General features: G+C 57.8%; 19 protein-coding genes and 2 tRNA genes. 4 read left to right on the top strand and 17 right to left on the bottom strand.

Translation table 11 applies throughout. The features are described 5' to 3' along the window. Positions 1-482: 482 nt before the first annotated feature. From DXB98_RS05260 to DXB98_RS05215, 10 genes are all read right to left on the bottom strand, one after another. Positions 483-558 (bottom strand) — tRNA-Lys (locus DXB98_RS05260). A gap of 28 nt (positions 559-586) precedes the next feature. Further along, a complete protein-coding gene (locus DXB98_RS05255) occupies positions 587-1,867 on the bottom strand; it encodes an aminopeptidase (RefSeq protein ID WP_117743384.1) in 1,281 nt (426 codons plus the stop codon). Positions 1,868-1,956: 89 nt separating this feature from the next. Beyond that, positions 1,957-2,532 (bottom strand): hypothetical protein, encoded by a 576-nt coding sequence (locus tag DXB98_RS05250; protein WP_117743383.1) that lies wholly within the window; start codon positions 2,530-2,532, stop codon positions 1,957-1,959. After that, positions 2,533-3,411 carry a phosphoribosylaminoimidazolesuccinocarboxamide synthase gene (locus DXB98_RS05245; RefSeq protein WP_117743382.1) on the bottom strand — a complete coding sequence of 293 codons (879 nt, stop codon included), beginning with the start codon at positions 3,409-3,411 and terminating at the stop codon, positions 2,533-2,535. A gap of 118 nt (positions 3,412-3,529) precedes the next feature. After that, complete coding sequence (locus DXB98_RS05240) at positions 3,530-5,095, bottom strand: cell wall metabolism sensor histidine kinase WalK (protein WP_117734831.1); 1,566 nt, start codon at positions 5,093-5,095, stop codon at positions 3,530-3,532. A gap of 11 nt (positions 5,096-5,106) precedes the next feature. Then, positions 5,107-5,829: a response regulator transcription factor gene (locus DXB98_RS05235; RefSeq protein WP_117734830.1), complete on the bottom strand. Its 723-nt coding sequence runs from the start codon at positions 5,827-5,829 to the stop codon at positions 5,107-5,109. Between the two features lie 152 nt (positions 5,830-5,981). Next, entirely contained in the window at positions 5,982-7,193 is a 1,212-nt protein-coding gene (locus DXB98_RS05230; RefSeq protein WP_117734829.1) for a twin-arginine translocation signal domain-containing protein, read from the bottom strand. Beyond that, positions 7,193-7,456, bottom strand: coding sequence for a TIGR03905 family TSCPD domain-containing protein (locus DXB98_RS05225; RefSeq protein ID WP_117629999.1), 264 nt, complete (start codon positions 7,454-7,456; stop codon positions 7,193-7,195). The genes DXB98_RS05230 and DXB98_RS05225 overlap by 1 nt, the downstream gene beginning before the upstream one ends. A 128-nt stretch (positions 7,457-7,584) precedes the next feature. Continuing rightward, entirely contained in the window at positions 7,585-8,931 is a 1,347-nt protein-coding gene (gene purB / locus DXB98_RS05220; RefSeq protein WP_055251306.1) for an adenylosuccinate lyase, read from the bottom strand. Positions 8,932-9,486: 555 nt separating this feature from the next. After that, positions 9,487-9,561 (bottom strand) — tRNA-Gly (locus DXB98_RS05215). 297 nt (positions 9,562-9,858) lie between these two features. On the opposite strand from DXB98_RS05215, the gene DXB98_RS05210 reads away from it, so the two are divergent. Beyond that, entirely contained in the window at positions 9,859-13,290 is a 3,432-nt protein-coding gene (locus tag DXB98_RS05210; protein WP_117743381.1) for a SpaA isopeptide-forming pilin-related protein, read from the top strand. A gap of 66 nt (positions 13,291-13,356) precedes the next feature. On the opposite strand, the gene DXB98_RS05205 is transcribed toward DXB98_RS05210, so the two are convergent. After that, entirely contained in the window at positions 13,357-13,575 is a 219-nt protein-coding gene (locus tag DXB98_RS05205; RefSeq protein WP_117743380.1) for a hypothetical protein, read from the bottom strand. A 21-nt stretch (positions 13,576-13,596) separates the two neighbouring features. Continuing rightward, on the bottom strand, positions 13,597-16,794 hold the full coding sequence (locus tag DXB98_RS05200) for a hypothetical protein (RefSeq protein ID WP_117743379.1): 3,198 nt from the start codon (positions 16,792-16,794) through the stop codon (positions 13,597-13,599). A 198-nt stretch (positions 16,795-16,992) separates the two neighbouring features. On the opposite strand from DXB98_RS05200, the gene DXB98_RS05195 reads away from it, so the two are divergent. Both DXB98_RS05195 and DXB98_RS05190 read left to right on the top strand, forming a co-directional pair. After that, positions 16,993-18,015, top strand: coding sequence for a YafY family protein (locus DXB98_RS05195; protein WP_117734826.1), 1,023 nt, complete (start codon positions 16,993-16,995; stop codon positions 18,013-18,015). Then, complete coding sequence (locus DXB98_RS05190) at positions 18,002-18,919, top strand: YafY family protein (RefSeq protein ID WP_117743378.1); 918 nt, start codon at positions 18,002-18,004, stop codon at positions 18,917-18,919. Before DXB98_RS05195 ends, DXB98_RS05190 begins: the two co-directional genes overlap by 14 nt. Here the strand turns inward: DXB98_RS05190 and DXB98_RS05185 are convergent. Both DXB98_RS05185 and DXB98_RS05180 read right to left on the bottom strand, forming a co-directional pair. After that, positions 18,916-21,810, bottom strand: a complete 2,895-nt coding sequence (locus DXB98_RS05185) for a helicase C-terminal domain-containing protein (RefSeq protein ID WP_117743377.1) — start codon at positions 21,808-21,810, stop codon at positions 18,916-18,918. The two genes, DXB98_RS05190 and DXB98_RS05185, sit on opposite strands and share 4 nt — an antisense overlap. Next, a complete protein-coding gene (locus DXB98_RS05180; RefSeq protein ID WP_117743376.1) occupies positions 21,804-22,769 on the bottom strand; it encodes a D-alanine--D-alanine ligase in 966 nt (321 codons plus the stop codon). Before DXB98_RS05180 ends, DXB98_RS05185 begins: the two co-directional genes overlap by 7 nt. An 85-nt stretch (positions 22,770-22,854) precedes the next feature. On the opposite strand from DXB98_RS05180, the gene rlmN reads away from it, so the two are divergent. Next, complete coding sequence (gene rlmN / locus DXB98_RS05175; RefSeq protein WP_117734822.1) at positions 22,855-23,907, top strand: 23S rRNA (adenine(2503)-C(2))-methyltransferase RlmN; 1,053 nt, start codon at positions 22,855-22,857, stop codon at positions 23,905-23,907. Positions 23,908-24,106: 199 nt separating this feature from the next. Here the strand turns inward: rlmN and DXB98_RS05170 are convergent, their stop codons facing one another. Genes DXB98_RS05170 through DXB98_RS05160 form a run of 3 tightly spaced genes read right to left on the bottom strand, consistent with a single transcriptional unit; the run spans position 24,107 to position 26,049 of the window. Next, positions 24,107-24,361: a hypothetical protein gene (locus tag DXB98_RS05170; RefSeq protein ID WP_117743375.1), complete on the bottom strand. Its 255-nt coding sequence runs from the start codon at positions 24,359-24,361 to the stop codon at positions 24,107-24,109. Then, positions 24,351-25,256: a ParB/RepB/Spo0J family partition protein gene (locus DXB98_RS05165; protein ID WP_199407124.1), complete on the bottom strand. Its 906-nt coding sequence runs from the start codon at positions 25,254-25,256 to the stop codon at positions 24,351-24,353. The genes DXB98_RS05170 and DXB98_RS05165 overlap by 11 nt, the downstream gene beginning before the upstream one ends. Then, a complete protein-coding gene (locus DXB98_RS05160; protein WP_117743374.1) occupies positions 25,249-26,049 on the bottom strand; it encodes a ParA family protein in 801 nt (266 codons plus the stop codon). Before DXB98_RS05160 ends, DXB98_RS05165 begins: the two co-directional genes overlap by 8 nt. Positions 26,050-26,182: the final 133 nt, after the last annotated feature.

Genomic DNA, 26,182 nt, shown 5'->3' with positions numbered 1-26,182 from the left:
CCGGGGGCGGGAATCACGCACTCCATATTTTGTTCACAAATAAATAGATCCCTCAGTCGCGTCACTGAGGTTAAAACTGAAGCATTGGCTTCTGATATTGGCGATGACCAGCTGTTTTACGAGTATTGAGACATCGGTCATCTCTGGAGCGCTACTTTACTCCAAAGGCATCAGCTATTTGTTTCTCATCGGTAAAAGGCGGGTTTTGTTCGCCAAGCGTTCTTATATATAGATAGATACGGGTTCGAACCCATGAAAGAGCGAAAAAAAGACGGCCAACCGAAGTTGACCGTCTCAACAATCTTTGGTGGGCCGTCAGGGGTTCAGCCTGCTTCGCAGGCGGCCGCTGCGGCGCTTTCTCGCCTCGCGCGCTGCGCTGGCAAACGCTCTCGCGTTTACTCAGCTCCGCGCCCCGACGGGTTCGAACCCGTGTACCTGCAACAAAAAAGCGGCCGGCATCCGCCAGTCGCTTTTCTTTTCTATGGTGGGCCGTCAGGGGTTCGAACCCTGGACCTTGGGATTAAAAGTCCCCTGCTCTGCCAGCTGAGCTAACGGCCCGCGGGTGGCATTGTACCACGGTCTGGGTCTATTCCCAACTCCATTGGCCGTTCTGGAAAATCACAACTTCACGTCCATCAGGCGTAATGCCCGTAATATCGATGTCGTCCGTGCCGATCATAAAGTCAACATGCGTGCTCGAGACGTTAACGCCATGCTCCAGGAGCTCCTCCTTGGACATGTCATACCCGCCCTCGATGCACTCGGGGAAGCCGACACCCAGCGCAAGGTGGCAGCTGGCGTTCTCGTCATAGAGCGTATCGTAGAACAGAACGCCACTTTCGCGGATCGGCGTGTTCTTGGAAATGAGCGCGACCTCTCCCAGATGAGCAGCGCCCTCATCGGTATCGATGATGCTCGCAAGCGTCGCCTTGCCCACGCGGGCGTCGTAGTCCACCACACGGCCGCCCTCGAACTTAATCCAAAAATCGTCGACCTTGTTACCGTGGTGGATGAGCGGCATGGCCGAATACACGATACCGTCGGCACGCATGCGATCGGGCGAAGTGAAGACCTCCTCGGTGGGAATGTTGGGGAAGAAGGGATGTCCATCGGGCGTCTTGCCCTTGCCGCCGGCCCACTCGTGACCTTTCGTCATGCCAATCGTCAGATCGGTTCCGTTCGAAGCGGTGTAGTGCAGGCAATCAAATTGATTATCGTTTAGGAAACGCAGGTTCTTTTCGAATGCGGCGTCATGGAGTTCCCAGTCGCTCTCCGGGTCCTGGCCATCGGCGCGAGCGGTGTGCAGAATCGCATTCCACAGCTTATAGATTGCAACCTCATCGGCGTCTCCCGGGAACACCTCGTGCGCCCAAGCCACGACCGGAGCGCCGGCGATGCACCACGGATTGATGTTGTAATCCAGCCCACGGCGGAAAACTTTGCACTGCGTATTCCTCGCCTTGGATGCCGCGGCCGGCTTGGCTGGATCGATGCCCTTGAGGGCTGCGGGATCCGCACCCTCGATAAAGATAAAGCAGGCACCGTCCTGGGCCAGGGAATCCAGCTGCAGGCGCTTCCACTCGGGCGTCTGCTCAAAATAGCTTTTCTCGACATGCTCGTACGTGAGCCTCGTCACGGCATCATCGGCCCAAATGACCGTCACGTGGCCGGCGCCGGCAGCATAGGCCTCCGCGACCACCACGCGCGCAAACGGCGCACACTCGACCGGAGACTGAACGACGACTTCCTGGCCGGGCTTGACGTTTACGCCCTTGCAGACAACCAGGCGAGCGTAGTTTTTAATCTTGGGCTCCAGGGCCTTCATGCCCTCCAGAGCTTCTTCAACCGTCAGGGCAGCTCGAATCATGTGCCACTCCATCTATCTATAGAACAGTAAAAAGGCGCGCCGCAAAAACGACGCGCCTTATATCTTAGCGATAAGTATGAATGCAAACGCTATTTCTTCTTGGAGTCCTTTTTGTCCTCCTCGGCAGCCGCGCGCTCGATAAGGGCGTTGAGCTTGTTCTCGGACATGCCCTCGGCCTGCGTGCGGTACATGTTGCGCAGGGGACGAATACGAATGAAGTCGTAGATAAAGTCACCCAGAATGATGACATAGGACAAAACGATGCCGACCATCTGGACGGGGCTGGACACCATGCCAGCGGGAGCGAAGTACAGCGAAGCCCAAATGGCCACGACGAGCACCATACCGATGGCGAGCACGGCCCACCAGATGCGACGGCGCTTGGTGTAGTCCTCATCCTGCTTGAGAAGGATATTCGACACCGTGTAGATGCGGTCCTCCTTGGCGCGCTGCTTAGCCTTGCGGGCGCGTTTCTCCTCTTTAGAGAGGCCCTCGAGGCTCTCGCCCTTCTCGAGCTCCTTGCGGCGTGCCTTGGATGATGCTGGCACGACGTGAACAGAACTCGCTGCCTGACGAGCGGGCTTGGCGGATGCGGCGGACTTGCGCGCAACCCCGGTAACCTCGTGGGATTGCGTGCGCTTGTTCGTGGCGCTGCGGGTACTCACTTACGCGTTCTCCTTCATGCTTGTGAACTGGGAGCCCGTGATGATCTGGAAGGCCTCGCGATAGCGCTCGGACGTGCCATCGATGACCTCGGCGGGCAGGTGCGGGGTCTCCCCCGTCATATCCCAGTTGGCCTTGAGCCAATTGCGGACGAATTGCTTGTCGTAGCTAGGCTGGATCTTGCCCTCCTCGTAGCTGGCGGCAGGCCAGAAACGGCTGGAGTCGGGCGTGAGGCACTCATCGATCAGCGTGACCTTGCCATCGATGACACCAAACTCGAACTTGGTGTCGGCAATGATGATGCCTCGAGTCGCGGCATACTCGGCAGCGGCCTTGTAAATCTTGAGGGACAGGTCGCGAATCTGCGCGGCGATGTCCTCACCCACGATCTCGCAGCAACGCTCGAACGAAATGTTCTCGTCGTGGTCGCCGATCTCGGCCTTCGTGGACGGCGTGAACAGCGGCTCGGGAAGCTTGGAAGCCTCGGTCAGGCCCTCAGGCAGCTGGATGCCGCAGACGGTGCCGTTCTCGTCGTAGGTCTTCTTGCCCGAACCGGTCAGATAGCCGCGGACGATGCACTCGATAGGAATCGTCTGGGCCTTCTTAACCAGCATGGCGCGGCCAGCGAGGTAGTCACGATACTCAGCAAACTCCTCGGGGAAATCCGCCGGGTCGATGGAGACGAGATGGTTGGGGACGATATCGGCAAACTTGTCGAACCAGAACGCCGAGATGCGATTGAGCACCTCTCCCTTAAACGGAATCTCGTCGGGAAGAATGAAGTCGAACGCAGAAATGCGGTCGGTGGCGACCATCAGCAGGTTTTCACCGGCATCGTAGATATCACGAACCTTGCCACGGGAATCCGGACGACGCTCCATCGTTGTCACGTGAGTCACTCCTTACCTAAATACGACAGAAATGCGGGTTCTTTCCCACACGTTTTCGCAAACTCGGAGCGGCAGGGACGCGGCCCCTCCTTCACCGAATAGCGAAAAGCTAGTGCTCCATTGTAGTAGATGCCGCGTCCGCCGTGTGCTCGCGGGGCAGATGAATTGTAAAAGTCGTACCCTTTCCAAGCTCCGACTCCACGGATATGTAGCCATGGTGACGCTCGACGATCTGCTTGGTCACGGCGAGGCCAACGCCCAGGCCGCCAGCTTCGCGGGCGCGGCTGGCATCGGCGCGCCAAAAACGGCCGAAGATGCGCGACAAATCGTCCTTGGCAATGCCGATACCGGTATCCGAAACGGCAATACTGACATGCTTGCGGTCACTGAGCACCGACACCACGACCCAACCGCCCTCGGGGGTGTAGCGCATGGCGTTGCTCATGAGGTTGATGACGCATTGCGTGATCATATCGGGGTCGGCCTCGACGACATCATCGTGACCTTGGGTCTCGTCTGCAAAGCGCAAGCGCAGATCGCGGTCGACAAACAGGCGCTCCTGAGCGTTGACGATGGAGCGCACGAAGGGGACCATGTCCACCTGCTCAAGGTTGAGCGGCGCCGTGCTGTTTTCCATGCGCGACAGGTCGAGCATCTGCTGCACCAGACGGGCAAGTCGACGCGTCTCGGAAGCAACGGTTTCCAAATGCTCATCATCGGTGGGATACACGCCGTCCTGCATGGCCTCGACCGTTGCAAGCATGGCCATAAGCGGTGTGCGAAGCTCGTGCGCGACATCCGAGGTCAGGCGCTTTTCGTGCTTCATATCCTTCTCGAGCGAGGTGGCCATCTCGTCAAAGGTCTCACCCAGCTGATCGATTTCGTCATCGCCGCGCAAGCCCGTGCGAGCGGATAGATCGCCATCGCGAATTTGCTTGGCCGTGCTGGTAATACGATGAATCGGCTTGGTGAGCATGCGCGACATGAGCGATCCGATAACGACCGAGATGCAGACTGCCACAACCGCGGCAAGGGCCATGGCGTTAAAGGTCTTCTCTCTAAACGCAGAATCTGCCTTGGTGAGCAGGGCGTCGGAGCCGATGGCCCATAGCTTTACCTGTCCGACATGCTCGCCGGAAGACGTTATGATTTCGACGTTGGCAACACTATCGGAGTCGGTGGGCGCCGACGAAACCGGGCTATGCGAGGCCTTTTTACCGCTCGAGCTGCTCGACGCCGATTCGCTCTCGCGCACATCGGCGGTCGCACTTGCCGAAGGCCATGAGTCGTCATAAACGATCACGCCCTTTTTGTTGACGACCTGCATGCCCAGATCGTCGGACACCAAACTCGATGTCGCGACCGTGCGCAGCTCGCCCGCCGTCCAATTGCCGTTTTCCTCGTACGACGTCGCAAGCTTTTCGGCGGCAGAATTGGCGATCTCAACGATATTGGAACGCGTGTAATCCGAAAAGACGGTGCCCCATACAACGGAGACAACGCCCACCAGCACCAATACCGTCATGAGCGACGTCAGGGCAAAAGCCAGGGCCATACGCGAGGGATAGCTCATCGTTGGCCGTGAATCGGAACGAGGCGTGTTCCAACTTGCTTTGGAACCCGCCTCGTTCTCCTGCTTGTGCTTTTGTCCGATTTCAAAGCGCGCAGGTGTCATATGTGATTTCCCTATTTCTCGTCCGCCTTATCGGTCTTGGCCGGGGCCTCGAAGCGATAGCCAACACCGTGGACGGTGTAGAGCCACTTAGGCTTCTTGGGGTCGTCGCCCAGCTTGGCGCGAAGGTTCTTCACGTGGCTGTCGATGGTGCGCTCATAGCCCTCAAAGTCGTAGCCGAGAACCTTCTCAACCAGCTCCATACGGTTGTAGACACGACCGGGATGACGAGCAAGCGTGGTGAGCAGCTTAAACTCGGAAGCGGTCAGGTCCACTTCCTTGTTCTCGACCAAAATCTTGTGGCCCGAGATATCGATGACCAGATCGCCGAAGTCGAGTACCTCGACGGCGGGCTCGTCGGCCTGATGGGCACGGCGGAACAGAGCGCGAACGCGCGCAACAAGCTCGCGCGGCGAGAACGGCTTGATCAGATAGTCGTCGGCTCCGAGCTCGAGGCCGATAATACGGTCCTCGATCTCGCCCTTGGCGGTAAGCATGATAATAGGCACATCCGAGGTGTCGCGAATGGTGCGGCAAACGCGCTCGCCGGGAATCTTAGGGAGCATGAGGTCGAGCACGACCAGGTCGAACTGATGCTTCTCGAACTCCTCGATAGCAGACTGGCCGTCGCCCACGCCCACAACCCAATAGCCCTCGCGCTCGAGATAGGCAGCGACAGCGTCACGGATTGCCTTCTCATCCTCGACCAGCAGAATCTTTTTTGCATCTGAAGCCATAACACGGCCCCCCTGTCTCAATTAGCTAAGAACAAGCCCATTTTAACGCACCTATGCCCACCGAGCACCGCTGCAGTGCGGCGGCTCGGCGGGCGGTACTCACAATTACAACGCGTTTATTCCCCCGTTGGCGCCTTTTTAACCCCTCGGTACTAAAGAGAGAATAGGCGGGCAGTGACCGTCTCGGGGATTCCCTGGCTGTTGCGTACCGTGGCATAGGTCAAAAACGTATTCGATTTACCCGCCGTAGCTGGATAATCGCCATATTCAAGGGCGCGGTCGGGCGACAGCAGCGAGCCATAGGTTTTGGCGGAGGTATCGATCAGAAAATGCGATGCCTGAACCTTAACCAGATATTTGTTCTTCCTGCCGGCAGCACATGCAAGCGGCTCACGCGACAGGAATAGGAAGGTCCCGTTCTCGTTGCCAATATAGGTGCCCATGTTTCCAAGACTTCCCACGCCGTTATAGGTCGCCTCGATGGAGAACACAAATGTGTCACCCATATATACGGCCTCAAAGGGAGACACCGAGGAGGGAAGGACCAGCTGAGCCCTTTTGGTATTGTTGCCGTCCGTCAGGTCAATCGCCGTCATGCCGTAGTAGACACCCTCGTCATTGCGCACGCGCGGGGATATGGTCAAGATACCGTCACTCACGCGCGGGGCAGATGCAAAGCGACCCGTTGACTTCCAAATGGTCTCGACCTTTGCCTCATCGAGCGAACGGCGGTAGCAATACGAATCGCTACTCGTCTTATTTCCGCCCGTTGAGGGCATCTTGTACCAAATGACAGACGATTCGAACGCCGTAAACATCGGCGGATCGTAGTCCTTGCCGCCTCGGTCGAGCTCAACCACATCGCCGACAAGCGACGCGCCTGCCATACTTTGCGCATAGAGCTTCCATGACGAGTTCGCAAAGTTCATCTCGACCCAAGCAAACACGCCATCGCCGGCGCGGACATCGTAAAACGAATATCCCGTACCTTCGACGGGATCCTCGATAAGCGTCGTGAGCGAGCCATCGCCCAGGTTGAGCACACCAAGCGTATTGGCATGCAGGGCAGAAGCAGGCGCCATCATCGCGGCAGCGTAGTCACCATCGCAGTAGTACAGTAGCGTGCCCAGCGGCAGCGTCCACGAGGCCGCAGGCTCAAGATCGATATCAACAGCTTCGTACTCATCCGTAATCGAGACAATCTTTGAGTCGTCTTTGATAACCTGTGGCTCGCCGGCAGCGTCGTCGCTGGTACCCGTTTTCTTTGAGCATCCGGCAAGCACCGTGGCAGCGCCCGCGGCAGCCCCTCCGAGCACAAAGCCGCGGCGCGATATTCCGTTCTTGATCTGGTCGGCGATACTCATTAGGCGATCTCGGCGCGAGCGGCCTCGATAGCGCGCGTGAGCTGATCGGCGCAAGAAGTCTTCTTCATACCGCAGGTATTACCAGCGAGAACCTCGATGACGCGATCGGCAGGAGCGCCCTCGACCAGCTTGGAGATAGCCTTGAGATTGCCGTTGCAGCCACCGGTAAACTCGACGCCCACCACCTTGTTGCCGTCATCGGACAGGTCAAGGTGAATATTGCGAGCACACACGCCCTGAGGCTTGTAATCAAACGAAATCATGCGATCCTCTCTCAGAATGTTATTCGAGACGACTATTATCCCCGTCTTTCCCTAAATGCAACGAGGCGCTTTGCCGGCAACACACATTACCAGCAAAGCGCCCTAAAAAGCTAACGTTATGCCCGAACCTACTCGAAGCTCAGCTGCTCCAGGCGATCGAAGACCGTGTCGATACGGGTGAGGAAGTCCCACGGATCAAAGATCTCGTCGAGCTTCTCCTGGCTGACGGTGCAGCGCGGGTCGGCCTCGAGACGCTCCTTAAAGGTGGGACCGGAGACGCAATCCTGCACCTCGTGCCAGGTAGCCATGGCGTTTTCCTGCACGATGGCATAGGCATCCTCGCGGGTGATGCCCGTATCGACGAGGGCCAGCAGGACCTTGGAGGAGAAGATGAGGCCGCGAGTCTTGTTGAGGTTGGCCATCATGCGAGCCGGATACAGCTGCAGGCCGTCGATAACGCGGATAAGGCACTGGAACATGTGGTCGAGTGCGATAAAGCTATCGGCCTGGGCGACGCGCTCGGCAGAGGAGTGCGAAATGTCGCGCTCATGCCACAGGGCGACATTGTCGAAGGCAACCTGGGCATTGGACTTCACGACGCGCGACAGGCCACAGACCTTCTCCATGGTGATGGGGTTGCGCTTGTGCGGCATGGCGGAGCTGCCCTTTTGGCCCTTGCGGAAAGGCTCCTCGGCCTCGAGCGTATCGGTCTTCTGCAGGTTGCGGACCTCGGTAGCAATGCGCTCGCAGGTGGCCGCTGTAGTGGCAAGGACGCCGGCCAGGTAGGCATGATGGTCGCGGCTGATGACCTGCGTGGACAGCGGATCGTGAACCAGACCCAGGTGCTCGCAGACATATTCCTCGACAAACGGCTCGATGGAGCTATAGGTACCGACGGCACCCGAGATAGCGCCAAAGGCAACGTTCTTGCGGGCGTCCTCAAGACGATCCAGATCGCGCTTGAGCTCCCATGCCCAAGAGCCAAACTTCATACCGAAGGTCATCGGCTCGGCATGGATGCCATGGGTGCGACCGGCACAGAGCGTGTTGCGCTCCTCGAAGGCGCGGCGCTTGCAAATCTCGCCGAGTTTTTTGACGTCCTCGATAATCAGGTCACAGGCCTGGGTGAGCTGGTAGCACAGAGCCGTATCGCCCAGGTCGGAGCTGGTCATGCCATAGTGAACCCAGCGGCTGGGCTTGGGGTCGCCCTCGGGGACATCGGCGTCGATGTACTCCTTCATGTTGGTCAGGAAAGCAATAACGTCGTGGCGCGTGACTTCCTCGATCTCGTCGACCTTTGCCTTCTCAAAGTTGGCGTGGTCGCGGATCCACTGGGCTTCGTCTTTAGAAATGCCGATCTTGCCGAGCTCCGCCTGGGCCTCACAGGCCAGGACCTCGATCTCCTGCCAAATGGCGTACTTATTCTCGAGGGAGAAGATGTGTCCCATCTCCGGGCGGGTATAGCGATCGATCATAGCGGCTCCTTTTTGGTTATTGGCACGTTGGTCGTAACCCAACCATTGTACCGTGCGCGGGTGCGAGTATGGACAGTAGGCATGAACCTAACATTTTGGAATTGGAGCGGGCAACGGGACGTCCGCGCGCCCGCGTCGCGGACGCGCACCGGCTGTGGGCGATCTCCTCGGATTCACGGAGACGATGGGGAGGCTTTGTTGAATTGGCCGTCCCGAGGTCTCCCACGCTCGATGGAGCGGGCAACGGGACGTCCGCGTATTTGCTTCGCAAATCCGCACCGGCTGCGGTCGGCATGCTCCGGTCCACGGAACCGCTGAAGGAGACCCGGTCGAGCCGTGTGTCCCAGCGTCTCCCTTTGCTGGGGGAGCGGGCAACGGGACGTCCGCGTATTTGCTTCGCAAATCCGCACCGGCTTCAGGCGCCTGCCGGCGCCTTCGCCTGCTCGCTACAAACGCTTCGCGTTTGCTTTACGCTCGCACCCTGTCGGGTTCGAGTCCCGGCACTTTATTGAAAAAAGCACGGCACCGTGATGGTGCCGTGCTTGTGCTCTTAACTGGAGCGGGCAACGGGACTCGAACCCGCGAGTGTCAGCTTGGGAAGCTGATGCCTTACCACTTGGCGATGCCCGCTTGTGTGTTGGCTAGTATAACGCGGTTGTCTTGTTCGATACAAGGGTGGCGATGCTTGTTTTAGCTGTGGAGATTCGTTTGAATATCACATCAATTGTGGAGACGAGGACCTTTGACCTCCTGTTCTCCCTATCTTCTACCTGCGCTTTTGTCTGATTGTTGTATTTGAGCTCAATTTGTCAGGAATTGGGCAAGCTTTTGGTCAGGCTCCGGTACTTACCCGCATGAACCTCGGCTGTAGCCTCATCCTACGCGCCGCAGCCTCCCCGTGCGGCGCACGAGGGATAAGGAGCAGCCATGTCCAACGCACCCACGCACTCTGTCCACAGCGCAATCGCAACAGGTCCGCTGCTCCTACTCCTCTTCCTGCTTTTCGGCTGCCTGGCACCGGGAGCCGCATTTGCCGTCGATGGCTACGATCAGCTCGGCTTCCGCACCATTAGCGATGATTGTGGACCCTTCTTCATCGGCAAATATGAAGCTCAGGACGCCTCGATTGCCTACTGCATGAACCAGGAACGCCCCGGGCCCACCAAGCCGGGCGGCCCATGGCTCAACTTTGATCAAGGCTGGGTGTGGCTCGACGACGAGTTCGCGGCAATCGTTTGTCACGGATATCCTACCGCCACGTCGTTTGGCGGTTATCATCTTTCACCAGATCGCGCCCGCGCCGCCACCCAGCTTGCCGTATGGATGCTCAACGGCACTACCCATGTCGACGGCACCTACTCCTACACGACCGCTCAGGGCAAAACCAAGAGTGGGCACTTTACCGCCGACAATGAAGTCGTGGCGGCTGCGCGGTGGCTCCACGACAACGCAAAATCAGGAAGCATCAAAGCCGCTCCACACCGCGCGCGGCGCTATTTAGGAACCGTATCGGGCGGCAGCAAACGTCAAGACATGCTCTATGTACTGCCGGCGGTCTCTGTTTCCTTCCAAAAGCAGTCTGCGAACACCGTTATTACCAGCGGAAACAATACCTATCAGTTTGACGGGGCAACATTCGATGTTTTTGAGAGCGCCAGCGACGCACGTGTCGGCACCATCCAGATGGACGGCAACGGTCGAGCGCAGGCAGCACTTCTGCCCAATACGGCATACTACCTAGTTGAAACGAAGGCGCCGGCCGGCTATGTCCCCCGTCGTGATCGCATCGCCTTTACCACGGGGAATGACGGTGGACAGGTCACCATTGATGAACAGCCCGGCACCATCAACCTGTGTATCGTAAAACTCGATGCCGCGACGAATGCCGGCCCCCAGGTGGGATCTTCACTCGCAGGAGCAGAGTTCACGTGTGTGTCGCAATCAACCCCCGGATGGGCGCAAATCCTCACGACCGACGAAAGCGGTCGAGCCACCCTCACCGATGTCCCCCTAGGAACCTTTACCATCTATGAATCAAAAGCCCCCGAGGGCTACCTGCCATCCAACGACAGCTGGTCCTATACCGTTGGAGCCGACCAGCTCGGTGATTCAGGCGTGGTCGAGATCGAATCGCGCGTTTCCGATATCCCCATTGCGTTTGACCTTGAGATTTCCAAATTCAAGGACTACGGCAATAGCGACCAATCCGGCCTGGAGCAGCCGGCGGGAGGTGTTGTCTTTGAGGTTGTCAGCAACAGCTCTCAGCAGGTTGTTGGCACACTGACCACAAACATCTATGGCTTTGCCTCAACCAAAGATCAGTCAGAAGCATGGTTTGGCGCAGGCAAGCGACCCGCCGGTGTCCACGGAGCCATCCCATACGACCGCGCCGGCTACACGGTTCGCGAGGTTCCGGAAACCGTCCCCGAGGGTTTTAAACGGGCAGGGGAATGGACCGTCGGGGCCAATCAGATTTCCGACGGCGCCGAGCTTCAATATATCGTGGACAACCACGCTCTGTCGACGCATCTCCAAATTGTAAAACGCGATGCCCAAGCAGGCGCTTCTGTTCCACTAGCCGGATTCACCTTCCAACTACTCGACAGCAATCACGAACCTGTCTCACAAACTTGCTGGTATCCAGCACATAACGTAATGGACACCTTTACGACTGACGCGACCGGAACCATCACACTGCCCGAATCGCTCGTGCCGGGCACCTATTATGTACGCGAAACCTCGGCCAAAGAGCCCTATCTCGTCGGCAAAGAGATCGAGGTAAGCATACCCGCCGACATGAACCTAACGCCCGTTGCAATCGTCTCGTATTATGACCACGCCGCGACCGGAAACATCAGGATCGTTAAAACCGATGCCGTAGACGGCAGCAGCCTCGCGGGCGCCATCTTTGAGATCCGCGCCTCGGGTGATATCGTGCGCCCCGACGGTAGCATTGCCGCGCTCGACGGTGAGACTGTCGCTACTGTCATGACGGATGAAGCTGGAGAAGCACGCGCGGACGACCTCCCGCTGGGATCTGGTACCGCGCGCTACGAGGTTGTCGAGACTCAAGCGCCGGCAGGCTTCTTACTCGATCGGACATCCCATATTGTCGACCTTACTTATGCCGACCAGAAAACACCCGTTGTGGAGGCACGGCTTAACGTATCCAACGATTACACCAAGGTTGATATCTCCAAGGTCGATGCAAGTGGTGAGCAGGAAGTGGAAGGTGCACAGCTCACCTTATATGGTCCCGATAAAACCGAAATAGACTCCTGGACCTCATCCGACAAGCCGCACCGCGTCGAACATCTTGCACCCGGCACCTACTCGTTGCGCGAAATGATGTCTCCGCGGACCTATGACCTTGCCGAGGAGATAACGTTTGAAATAAAGGATACGGGAGAAGTCCAATCCGTCGCGATGAAGGATGCGCCCATCGAGATCAAAGGACAGGTCGACAAGCGTCAGGAGATTGTCCAACCTATCGGGAAGGGTCTGCTGGCCAACGGCGATGGTAAAAATCGCGCCGCAACGCAAACCAATACGGACGGACTTTTCTCCTATACCATCGACGCTCGAAACGATTCAGCTACCTGGGTTGATGAATTAACGATTACCGATGATCTTGAGTGTGCCGAGGACGATACGGCGAGATTCGTCTCAATCGAAACTCCCGTCGCCATCGGCGACCTCAACGGTCTGTGCAACGTGTGGTATCGCACGACGCCGTTGGACTCGACAGACGTCGATGAGACGGCAAACGCGACACTTGACGATGGGCACGAAAATCCTTGGCTTAAGTCCGACGAGGTAAAGGAGAGCCTTGGTGAGGACTGCCGCCTCGTCGATTACGACGGCTGGCACCTCTGGAAGGCGGATGTCTCGACCACAGAATCCACCACACTCGAGGCGAAAGAACTCGACCTTGCATCCAATACCATCGTAACGGGCATTCGCATTGAATACGGTGCGGTAGCCGCCGACTTTACGACTCGAAGCGATACAGATTCCTGGACCCATGATGATCTCAAAGAAGAGCACGACGACCTTGACGATGCCAAAGTAATCCTTGGCACAGACGCTCGGAGCGCAGTCGTGCACATGCAGGCAACGTCGGCTTATACGCCCCAAACCGCACTCACCAACAGCGCGCGCGTCGATCTTTGCCGCAACGGCGGCGGCGATAAACTTGAGTCACATGACGAGGACCGCGTCATTCAACGCTGTACCCTACCGCAGGACCTACCGGCAACAGGATCAGTTCCCATCGCCGCTTGCATCACTGCGCTCCTGACCTCGGGTGCCGCAGCCATATGGTTCGCTCGCCTTAGGTCGATCCCAAAGAAGCGCTAGCGCGATAAAAAAGCGGGCGCGCCAGTCCCCCGGCTCGCCCGCTTTCAATCATTTAAATCGCCGTATCTACCCTGCAGACGAAGATCCACCATCAACGATTGCCTGCTCGGACTCAGGAATCCCATCGGCACCCGTGCTCTGTTCTTGCTCCACCTCTTCGCTGATTGCGGAGGCGGGGGTCGAGCCCTTCGCACCCACGATGTAGGCAGCCCCAAATCCTAACGCAATGGCGATCAAGGTCAAAATCACGTAGACAGGCCAATGGCGCTTAATATACGAAAACACGTTGACTCCTTAGAGCTCCGTCTACGAACGGCGGATAACCTCGGTCACGACCTCGGATACCGTGGCAATGTTCGTCGGGTTGACATTGTGGGGCAGGTCGTCCTCGGTACGAGCGCAAGCCAGGCGCGTGCCGTCCACGCCGGCGATGGTGAGGGCTCGGCGGCTCGCCTCGAGCGCGGCGTAGGCATCGGTCTTGGCATAGGGCATCTCGAGCGCGCCACAATCGACATGGAACGACTTGCACACCTTGCTGACCAGGTTCATGATGCGGCGATCGCCCTTGAGCAGCTGCTGTTCGCCCTCAATCGTCACCACCGAAAGCCTACCGGCGCCGACGGATTCAAGATTGATGAAGAATACACCGCGGAGCTTATCGCGATGCGAAGCCAAGAAGGCCTTCATACCGGCGCCATCACAATCCGAGGCGCCCGTTGCCACAAACCAGATATCGTGACCGAGCAGCTCATCATCGCCCATAGAGGCGACAGCCGAGAGCATATCTTCAGAAGAAGCGCCGTCGGAAGACGTAGCGCCGCCCTTCCAGCCATCGTTATCGTCCTCGAAATTATCCCACGAACCGATGCCGCGACCGGACTTCTTGGCATCGTAATCGTCTTCGACGCCCAGCCAATCACTCATGCTGTCCTGTTCGTTTTTCTTTTTACGACCGAACAGGCCGCCCAGGCCGCGCTTGCGAGACTTGGGTGCCGCCGGGGCGGGAGCCGAAATGGTCTCGATCGGCTGAGCGCCCGACGCAACGGGCATAGGAGGCGCAACGGGTGCCGATGTGGGTTCGGGACCCTGAGCGGTAGCAAAGGGGTCGTTGGCCTGTGCGGAGGGGTCGGGAAGGTCGAACAGCGACGTGCGAGACGCAACGTTTGCCTGCTTCATCGACGGCAGCGACGGATCGGGGACCGAAGCCAACGGAGACGAGGAAGGTGCAGGCGACGGAGCCGACGCCGGATCAGGAACATTCATCTGCGGACGCGGCGATGCCTGGGAGGAAATCTGGGCCATAAGGGAATCGACCGTTTCGTCCTGGGTGGGAGCAACATCGGCAACCGTGGCACCGGAACCACTCGGGGTCGGCATGGTGAAAATCTGCGTGGAGTAAGGCCTCGACTCATCTATCTCGGGAGCCTCGGAAACCGCAGGCACTTCTTCCTGCTCGACCTCGGTCGAATCATCTTGCTCGGCTGTCGCGTATTGCTCTTCGTCAGAGTTGGCCTCGACGGGCTCGTCCTCGGCGGCATCTTGGATTTCGGCAGCATCAATAGGCTCGTCATCGTCTGCCGCATCGCCCTGCTCATCGGAAACAGGAAGGGGCTCGGCAATCGCGGTGCCTTGCTTTTCAAACGTTATCGTGGAATCGAACTGCGCGGCATCAAACGACATGGTGCTATCGACGTGCTGTTGAGCCTCGAAAGACGTTGTCGCCTCAACAATATCCGCGGACGTCGGCTGCTGGGACTCAAAGGACGTTGTAGCTTCGGCGGCATCGACGGGCACGGACTGCATAGCCTCGTTCTGCTCGAACTCTTGCGCCGCGAGCTCACGTGCCGCCTCGGCTGCCTGCTGCTGAGCGATAGCCTCCTGCTCGGCAGCCTCGCGTGCGGCAGCGCGCTTCTCCTCGAAATCGTCGACAAATTTCTTGCCCTTTGCAAGCGCACTCTTAAAGAAGTTGGAAGCGCTGGCGCCAATCGAAGAGAACGCGGATGCGATATCGGCATGGGGCGTTGCCGCGGGAATCTCGGCTGAGAAATCAGTATCGCTCTCGTAAGACACGAGCCTCGGCTGTTCAACGTAATCGTCGTCAGACTCGTCCGCAACGTCTTGCGCCGGCGCGGCGGGAGCCAAAACGTCCAGTCCTGCAGCGGGATCGATCGCGGACACTGCCTCGGGCTCGGCAACGGCAGCGGCAACCGCGGCAGACTCATCATCCACGGTGGCAACGGGCGCAGGCGCAGTCACGACGGGGACAGGCTCGGACTCAAACGTCGGCTCCTCGCCCTCCTCGTAATCGAGCGTGCAGGACTCGGGAAGCATTCCGAGAGCACGGATGGCATCCGAACCAAAACGGATGTTGCCGGCGGCATTGCGATAGAGCTTGGGCTCGGGGTCGGGCGCGACAGGCTCCTCCGCCGGCTCGACAGCGGGAACCTCGTCATTGAACTCTTCGGCCTGGACAGCCTGATTCTGATCCTCGGGCACAATGGCGCCAATCAGCGTCTCGTCGGCAGACGCACCCTCAAAGCCCTCGATCTGCTCGTCGAAAGCCTCACCCTGTTCGGGCTCGGCCTGAGCGTCGGGAGCAATCGGCTGACCGAACTCGTCCTCGGCGTAGGTGGGCTCTTCATACTCGATGGTGTTGCCGTAGTCGTTTTGCTGCTGGGCCGCGGCATACTCCGCCGCTGCGCGCGCCATTTCCTCGGCACGACGCTTTTGCTCCCCAAAATAGGTATCGAACGGAGCATCGTCGGGAAACTCGTTTTCGCCCTGGAAGGGAGCAACGTTGTCCATAACGCCGAGCATAGCGGCGACAGAAGACTTGTTGCACACCGCGCCGGACGTATAGGGAAGAATGTGGCGGTTAGAGATGATGTTTGCCGCGTTGGCAAGTGCAACGAGGGAAGCGAGGATCGCGACAATCCACAGCAGAACCTTGAGCGCGCCGGGGAGCGGCAGGATACGCAGGATGGCAACGGCAGCGGGGGCAACCGTGGCAACGGGCAACAACTTGGCGATGAGCGCACGATACGAAGCATAAGGCTCGCGGGCAAGCAGCTCAGCGCGGGGAGAGTCGTAGTGTGCGACAACGACCACCGGGCGGTTGCGCGGAGACGCAAGCGGGCCCGAGGCCTTGTGGTAGGCGATGACATTTTGGCTCACGCCCGTCTTGCCCAGGCGCGAAACCACGGGGTGGCCCGTGCGCTCGAGCACGTAGAGCACGGCACCGACAATGGCCAGCAAGGTGCCGACCAAGCCGATACCGCCGCCGATGCCCATCAGCAGGGCGCCGGCAAACGCAAGAATACCGGTAACGGCAAATGCCAACCTACTGGGCGCCGAGGCATTGAACTCCTGAACCTCGGGATCAAAGCCGTGGTTGCGGAAGATCTGAGCGATATCCTCGGCAGCCAAGCGCTCTTCTTCACTGCATGCCGGCGTAATGCCGGTGTTCTGCAGCAGGTGGTTAATATAGTTCTGGGTGTTCGCCATGTGCGCTCCACATCCATAATCCGACAAATAGGCCCAATGCATGCACATTAGAACCGTATATAGTCGAAAGTATACCCCGAGCGAGCGCAAACGACCGAATTCGGGCCATCTTAACGCCCCGAGCGGACAAGGATATAGCCTAATCTCCATATCGGACTAAAATCATGGCAGCAAACCACCTTCTCATGCGAGGACTCTATGACGGCAAGCGACACGACCGCGACAATTAAAAAGGGGAATTCGGAGCCTAGTTTCGATAAAACGGCTCAGCGCATCCTCAATCTTTTCTTTGTGCTCAACAGCTCCCCCGAACCGCTGACGACCGAGCAGATCGTCTTGGATTCTGACCTGGGATATGGCTCGGGCAACATCGACTCGGATAAGCGCAAGTTTCGGCGCGATCGTGACAAACTGCTCGAGCGTGGCATCTTAATCAAGGAGGTTCGCCCCGCCGGTGCGCAGGAGACCGAGGAAAGCTCGTGGACAATCGACCGCGAGCACACGTTTGCCGCAGGTGGCCTCATCACCGCAGACGACGCCGACATCCTACTCAACGCCATCGACCAGACGCTAGCGGCCGGCTCTTCCACCTTTGCCGCGCCGCTTGCCGATATTCGCTCCAAAATTGCCTACCTCACCGGTGGGACGGCGGTGGACGAAGCACCGATCCGCCGCTCTCCCGCCGTCGATGCGGTATGGAGTGCCTTTGCCGAGCGTTGCGCGCTGCGCTTTTTGTACCAAAACGGACGCGGCGAGCAACGCGAGCGGACCGTTTGCGTCTACGGCATGTTCGAGCGCGAGGGCGTGGCGTACTTCTGCGGCCTCGACAATGTCACCGACGACATCAGGACATTCCGCTGCGACCGTATCGTTCGCGCTTGGCGTCCTTCGAAGGCCTACGCCATCCCTGCGGACTTCAATCTCAACGATTACTTATTCTTTGAGTTCGATTTTGCCGACCGACCGCCCGTTGCAGCTACGTTCTCGTTCGCCCCTCAGACGCAGATCGATATGATCAACGGTCTCACGCGCGGGCGCGGCGAGCTCGCACACACCGATTTGGGATGGACCTGGACCGTTGACGTGCGCGACCTTGAAGCCGCCGCTTCATTTTGCATGGCCCACGCCATGGACGGCATGAGGCCCGTGGCCCCCAAATTGCTCAAACAGGCGTGGAACCACCTCATTGAAAGGACGGTGCACGAGCATGCCCGTGCGTAAACTCACCAGCGAGCAGAAGCTCTCGCGCGCCATCGACATCATGGAGGCCCTCTACGCCGCCGGCGAGAACGGCATGACTCGAACCGAGATTTGCAGTCGCTTTAACATCACGGGGGTGTCGCTCGACGAGATTCTCGAGATCGTCTCGACGCTCGCTGATCGAGAATCGGGCGCGCGCATCATCTGCGAATGCCACGGCGAGCGTGTGGTCCTCACCGGTGACGCCGGGCGTGTGCTACCGCTGCGCCTGAGTGCCGCCGAGGGCGCTGTGCTCAACCATGAACTTGAATCGTTGGGGATCGAGCCGCAGACGGCGGCTCGGATTCGATCTGCTCTTCTACCCGAAGAGCTCGGCTATAACCAGCGCGTCTTTGACACCGTCAACCGCGGGTCGCACTGGCAGCAGCTGAGCTGCGCCATTCAGGACGGCGTTCGCTGTCGTATCTCGTATCGCTCGATGGACGATGCACGGCCACGCGAGCGTCTGGTCGACCCCTTGCGCATTACGGCAAACGGCGACCAAACATACCTGATTGCCTGGGACATCGCGGTCGATGAGCAGCGCACCTATCGCATGGATAAAATCGAGGGACTCGCCCTGACGGAAGACTCCGTCGTTCCTCACGCACCGGACGTTGCATCCCTCCACGATTCCCTTGCCCGGACGCAGCGTAGCGCAAAGCTCTTGATGCCATTCGATATGGCGGAGCATCTGGACTGGGCCGGCGTCACCCTCATCGAGCGCGGCGGGGCAGACACGGCAACGCTAACCGTGCATTATGGCTCCGAGCGTTGGCTACTGAGCCAGGTAATCGCAGCGGGCGGGGCCATCCGCATCTTGGATGACCCCGCCCTGTCAGAGCGTCTGTGCGATATGGCAAAATCCCTCGTCTGTCCGCTTTAGCGGCGCCGTTCGTGGCGTGCGCGCCACAGCTGTAGATAGTGCCCGATTTGTGCCGATTCGATGCGCTGATAGGAACTCGTGGGCAGCGACGTTAAGAATTTCTTGCCGTAGCCCTTCGTCACCAGGCGCGGGTCGGCCAAAATGAGTACGCCGCAATCGGTCGATGAGCGAATGAGGCGACCGGCTGCCTGCTTGACTTCAAGCACCGCCTCGGGCAGCGAATAGCGCGCCCAAGCTCGATCTTCGCGCAGATTGCGCTCGCATGAGAGCGGGTCTGTGGGGCTCGAGAACGGCAGCTTGGGAATGATGACGCAGCGCAGCGTCTCGCCGCTGGCGTCAAACCCTTCCCAAAAGGCCTTAAGCGCAAAGAGTGACGAGGTCGGTTCGTTGATAAAGCGATCGCGCAGACGGCGAGGGGACGAGTTGCGCTGCTGGCAGTTGAGTTCCAGACCCGCACGGGCCATCTTGGGCTCAACGCGGGCGTATAGGTCTTCCATGTCGCGCCGATTGGTGAACAGCGTGAGCACCGAGCCGCCCATGGCAAGATGCGCGTCGACCAGCACACGCTCGAGCGCCGTAAGATAGCTCTCACGATCGCGCGGATCGGGGATATCGCCCGCAACGACTACAGCCATGTTCGAATCGAAGTCGTAGCTCGAGTCCAAGTGCAGCGATGAGGATGTCGAGGCACTGATGCGATCGAGGCCGACGGCGTGGTTAAAGTGCTCAAAGCTCTTGGAAACCGTCATGGTCGCCGATGCAAAGATAGCCGTGTGGACCTCGGGCAGCCACTCGGTTGCCAAGGCCTCGCCAATATCGATACGCTCCGCGGTCATCGACTCGCCGCCGGCACGCAGCCTGCGATTGACTTGCAACGAATACACGTAGTGCTCATCGGTACCGTCAATGATGAGCTTGAGGTTCTCGGCCAGCTCGTGCAGGCGGCGCGAGATTTCACCCAGGTCGACAACAACCTCGGGCTTGTCGGCGGCGACGGCTTGTACCAGCGCGTCGACGCTCTTGTCAGCTTGCTCCAATGCGTCGATGGCAGCGTAGGCCGACTGCAAGAAATCATGCCAGTCGTCAGATTCGCGCAGCTCGGGGCCGATCCATAGGTTCGCATTGTCATAGCCCCCGCGGGCACGGCGGCCAAGCTCGCGAACGCCATCGAACACGTCGGCGATCGCCATGCTCGCACGCGCAACCGTCGAGGTCGCTTTGGCAGTAAGGCCCAGATAGAGCGTAGAGCCCTCCGAGGTTGCCAAATCGCGGGAAACCTGGCTCAGCGCACCGGTGCTCGAGCCGCCCAGGCGCTCAAACAGAACGCGCGATTCATCCGACGACACCACGCGCGCCCATTGACGGCGTGCCTCGCGCTCGATGGAATGGGCCTCATCGATCACCCAGTGACGAATCGGAGGCAAGATTCTGCCCTCGGCCGCAACATTGCGGAACAACAGGGAATGGTTGGTGACCACCACATCGGCATGCGCCGCGCGGCGGCGGGCGCCGTGGACCAGGCATTTATCAGGGAAAAACGGGCAGAGGCGACGGGCGCACTCGCGCGACGCCGTCGTAAAGTCGGGACGGTTGACGCTGCGCCAGCGAATGCCAAGCGAGTCGAGGTCGCCATCGGCCGACTGACACACGTACGCCATGATGACCGCGACTGCCGTAAGCGTATCGGCAGGATCACGCTTAGTCGTAATTTCGACTTGGCCGCGGCTCATGCGCTCAAGCTTGCGCAAGCATGGATAGTGGTCATAGCCCTTGAGGGCGCAAAACGATAGGCCTCCGTCCAGCTGCTCGGCAAGTTTGGGCAGCTCATGATACATGAGCTGGTCGGCGAGATTATTCGATTTAGTCGCGATACCAACCGTGATGTTGTTGCGGCGTGCTGCCTCGGCAAAAGGCACCAGATAGGCCATCGATTTGCCGACGCCTGTGCCCGCCTCAATTACACGATGAGTGCCCGTGACCAGCGCATCGCGGACCTCGAGCGCCATCGCGATCTGCTCATCACGTGGCTCGTAGGTGGGATACATGCGATTGACCAGGCCACCCGGCGCATAGTCTGCCTCAATCTCCTCACGACTCGGCATCTTGAGGACCGGCAGTTCATCGGCGTCCACCCGATCGTCGGCGCGATCGGCCTTGAGAACGTCAGCACGAGCGACGCTGAGAGAGAAGATAGAACCAGGGTTCTGCCCCGCCAAGAATGAGAAGATAGGACGATAGGACCAAGGCACACCCGGGTGCATGTCGGCTAGGCGCGCCATGAGGCCCTGGGGCAAGTCGGTGAGCGCCACGAGCAACACGCGCCATACGCCACACAGGGCGTCGACGTCGGCATTGGCACGGTGTGATACCGAGTCACAGCCAAACAGATCGGCCATAAAAGACAGCTTGTGCGAGGCCAGGCGCGGTAGCGCGATGCGCGACAGCGCCAGCGAATCGATCCAAATATCGCTCACGTTGACGCCGCCTTTGACCGACTCGATAAACGAGCGGTCGAACGTGGCGTTATGTGCGATCACCGGGCAACCACCGACAAAATCGGCGAGAGCGGCGACGGCCTCAACGGCCGACGGGGCATCTGCCACATCGGCATTTGTAATGCTCGTGAGCTCGGTAATCTCGGTGGGAATCAGCTGCTTGGGATGCACGAAGGTATCGAAGCGGTCGATGATCTCGCGGCCCGAAAGACGGGCCGCGGAAATCTCAATTAACTCGTTGTCCTGTACCGAAAGACCCGTGGTCTCGGTATCGAGGACGATAACGTCCTCTTCGATGAGGCCAAACGATTGTGTCTTTGCGCGTTCTGCAAGCGTGGCATAGGAGTCGATGACAAACTGTGGCGTTCCAGGAGATACAGCGTCCTCGATTAGCATGCAACGCCCGCTCGACGGAGACCCATACGGATTAGGCTGTCGCACACCTGCGGGAACGTCATGTCGTCGGTATGGCGAATCTCGTCAGGATACAGTGACGTATCGGTCATGCCGGGGATGGTGTTGGTCTCGAGAATGACGGGGCCGTCCTCGCTCACGATAAAATCGCTGCGCGAGATGCCCAAGCAACCGAGTGCCCTATGGGCCGCACAGGCAAGTTCCTGGGCACGCGCATAGTTTTCGGGCGAGATCTGCGCCGGAATACGATGGATGTCAGTGGGATCGACGTACTTTACGTCCAAGTCGTAGAACTCGCAGTCCTCGGGCTTACGAATCTCGACGATCGGCAGGGCGCGCACGTCGTCCTCACCGTATACGCCGACGGTGATCTCGGTACCCTCGATGCACTTCTCGATCAGCACTTTGTCGCCGTACTCAAACGCCTTGGCGATTGCCGCGGGCAGCTCGGAGGACTCATGGACCAAGGAAATGCCATAGCTGGAACCGTTGACGGCCGGCTTCACAAAGCAGCGCTCGCCACAAACCTCGACGATATGATCGGTATCGACTTCATCGCCCACCTCGAGCGCGAGGCCGGGGGCAATGGGAATGCCCGCCTTGGCGTACAGGAGCTTAGAGACCTCCTTGTCGGCACCGCAGGCGCTGGCAAGCACGCCCGAGGCCGTGTAGGGGATACCCAGGGTCTCCATGGCACCCTGCATGGCGCCATCCTCACCGCCGGCGCCGTGCATGGCGATAAATGCCACATCGAAACCGCCGGTCGCCATGGTTACCATAAAGTCATCGGCGGCGGTGTCGAGCAGCTCCACCGAGGTGTAGCCGGCTTCCTTCAGTGCCGCCACGACGTTCTTTCCCGAGTTGAGCGAGATCTCGCGCTCGGCGGAATGACCGCCCGCCAAGACCGCTACGTGCATGTTCTCTAGGCTTTTACCCGGCATGGGCAGACTCCTCCTCTATAATTTCTGCAGCTGATACCATATTGTAGCGATACACTCTACGTTTCCCCAAAATCGAAAGGCTTCCATGAATCCCAGGACTAAATCTCAGGACATTCGCGACTTGAGCCAAAACGATATTCGCGAGCTCGTGGCCGAACTTGGCCAGCCCGCCTTCCGCGCAAAGCAGCTCATCGAATGGGTCTTTGAGAAGAACGTTTGTTCGTTTGACGATATGACCAACCTTCCTAAGGCTTTCCGCGAGCAGCTTAAAGGCGCTTTCGCCTTTGACACGCCGACTGAACTCACCAAGCAGGTTTCCAAAGATGGCTCTCGCAAGTATCTGCTCGAGTACCACGACGGCATTTCCGTCGAGACCGTCGGCATGCCCCGTCGTAATAAGCTTTCCGTCTGCGTTTCCACCCAGGCAGGCTGTGGCATGGGCTGCGCCTTTTGCGCTACTGGCCTCAACGGCCTCAAGCGCTCTCTGACCGCTCAAGAGATCGTCGACCAGGTACTTCATGTATCCAACGACTTTGGCGAGCGTGCCACGAGCGTTGTCTTCATGGGCCAGGGCGAGCCGTTTGCCAACTACGATGAGGTTCTCAAGGCACTGCGTATCCTCAACGACCCCGATGGCATCGGTATTGGAGCGCGCCACCTCACGGTATCGACCAGCGGTGTTATTCCCGGCATTCGCAAATTTGCCGATATCCCCGAGCAGTTCACGCTTGCCGTTTCCCTGCACTCCGCCATCCAGTCGACGCGCAATAAACTCATGCCCGGTGTTAAGAAGTACACGCTGCTTCGCCTTCACGAGGCGCTTCAGCTCTACACCGAGAAGACTGGCCGCCGCCCGACCTATGAGTATGCCATGATTGAAGGCGTCAACGATACGAATCCCGAGATGCAGGCGCTCTGCGACTTCTGCGAGGGAACGCTGTGCCACGTTAACCTGATTCAGCTTAACGACATCGAGGGCAGCCCGCTCAAGCCGTCGCCGATTCATAAGGTTGAGGATCTTCAGCGCCGCCTTGAGTCTCGTGGCATCGAGACCACAATCCGTAATTCTCGCGGCAATGATATTGATGCCGCCTGCGGACAGCTGAAGCAGCGCTTCAAAGTTCAAAAGAACGCATAGGGGAGTCACACCCCAAAACGTTTCATGTGAAACATCGAGCAGCCCCGGTTGCAGGATATGCAACCGGGGCTGTTTCATTTATTGACCTCGATTATGAATCAGCTGCTACTGGCCCCATTAATAACAGCCAAAATATGGGGTCCTTGTCGTGTGAATCAGACAAGGACCCATCAAAAAATGCTGGGTAATTGTTAGGTACCTAATAGCCTACATTTTCCCATTGGTTGCTAACCCAACCTTGATTAATCTTGGGATTCTTCGTTACCTGAGCAGTACGCATGGCAACATCTTCTGTCATAACATCCATTTTCTTCTTGGACGTATCAACAATATCTTGCGCACCACGAAGCAAACGACCTCGGAGCTCATCGTCTGTCGCAATCTTATAGCCAGCAAAGGCACCAGCCGCAACAGTCGTCGCCAATACAATCGCAGTTAAAATCTTATTCCTCATCTTGGTCTCCTTGATCAAACTGAATCATTTCACCAAGAATGCGAGAGAGCTCTTCCTCGTCTTTAAACTCAATCTCAATCTTATTCTTTCCACGTGAGCTCTTCACACGTACGTTGGTATTAAATACCTGACGAAGTACGCGGGCAGCCTTTTTAAAAGACTGAGGCGTTGCAGACCGCGGCGTCTTAGGTGTCTCTCCGGCAGAAAACAACGGAGCAAGATTTTCTGTCGCTCTAACGGAAAGGCCCTCTGCAACAACCTTCTCAGCAAGTCGAATTCGAGCATCCTCATAGGGAACTGCAAGAATAGCACGTGCATGACCAGCTGTAAGTTTACCCTCAAAAATCATCTGCTGAACAACTTCGGGGAGATCGAGAAGGCGCAGCGAGTTTGTAATTGCAGAACGTGACTTGCTTACCGCCTTCGACAATGCCTCCTGGGTCATACCGCTGGCATCAATGAGCTGGCGATACCCCTTAGCCTCTTCGACGGGATTCAGATCAGAACGCTGAAGGTTTTCGATAAGTGCAAGAGCCAGCATCTCTTCATCATTAACATCTTTAATGATGACAGGCAACTCCTCAAGACCAGCAAGCTTTGATGCCTGGTAACGACGCTCACCTGCGATGATCTCATAGCCGTTTCCATGCTTGCGAACCAAAAGCGGCTGCAAAACACCATGTTCTTGGATTGACTCGCTCAACTCGCGAAGTTCAGTTTCGTTAAAGTGAATTCGTGGCTGATTTGGGTTGGGAACGATATCCTCAATAGGTAGTTTTGTTTCAGATGCAGCATTTGAAGCAGATGCAGCCGAACCACCGGTCTCATACTCGGCCTCTGAGACCAAAGCATTGAGTCCACGTCCCAATCCTCCACGTTTCTTTGCACTAGGCACGCTTGATCACCTCTTTTGCAAGGTTCATATATGCTTTTGCACCCTTATTTTGTGGCGCATAGGTAATTACCGGCTCTCCAAAAGACGGAGCTTCGGAGATTTTAACTGTACGAGGAATCAGTGTCTTAAACGCCTTATCACCAAAGTACGATTGAACTTCCTCAACAACCTGATTCGACAGAGAAGTACGCGAGTCATACATAGTCATAAGCACGCCATAGGTGTCTAAGCTCTTGTTCAGACGTGATTTGACCATCTTCATTGACTCAAGCAGCTTCGTAACACCCTCAAGTGCGTAATACTCGCACTGGATCGGAATCAATACGCTATCTGCTGCAGTCAAGGCGTTAATAGTAAGCAGGCCGAGCGATGGAGGACAGTCAATAAAAATGAAATCGAACTCATCCTGAATCGGCTCAAGCAAATCTTTGAGGCGTGTTTCACGAGCTATTGCGCTTACGAGCTCAATTTCAGCGCCTGCAAGCTGAATTGTAGCAGGAATTACGAATACCTTTTTGCAATTTGTATCAAGAACAAGCGATTCTGCCGGCACATCATTCAACAATGCATCGTAGATGCAGTGATCAAGGTCTTCTTTTTCAATTCCAAATCCACTGGTGCTATTTCCCTGCGGATCAAAATCGACAATCAGTGTCTTACGACCCTGCTCACCCAATGCTGCCGCAAGGTTTACAGCCGTCGTCGACTTACCAACGCCGCCTTTTTGATTGATGATTGCAATGATACGCGTGTCTTTTGCGCTCTTAGAGCGCTTAACGTCGCGAAATCCCACGGTCCCTCCTGGTGTGTATTAAAGCTGTCAAACGGAGGATGTTTCACGTGAAACATTCCGAATCGATATCAACTGCCATGTTTCACGTGAAACACTGCAAGTTGTTAATATCCATTATGTTTCACGTGAAACA

Source organism: Collinsella sp. OM07-12, assembly GCF_003438275.1.
Lineage (GTDB): Bacteria > Actinomycetota > Coriobacteriia > Coriobacteriales > Coriobacteriaceae > Collinsella.
The sequence above is the reverse complement of the archived record's forward strand: the minus strand, read 5'-3'. Positions and strand labels throughout refer to the sequence as shown.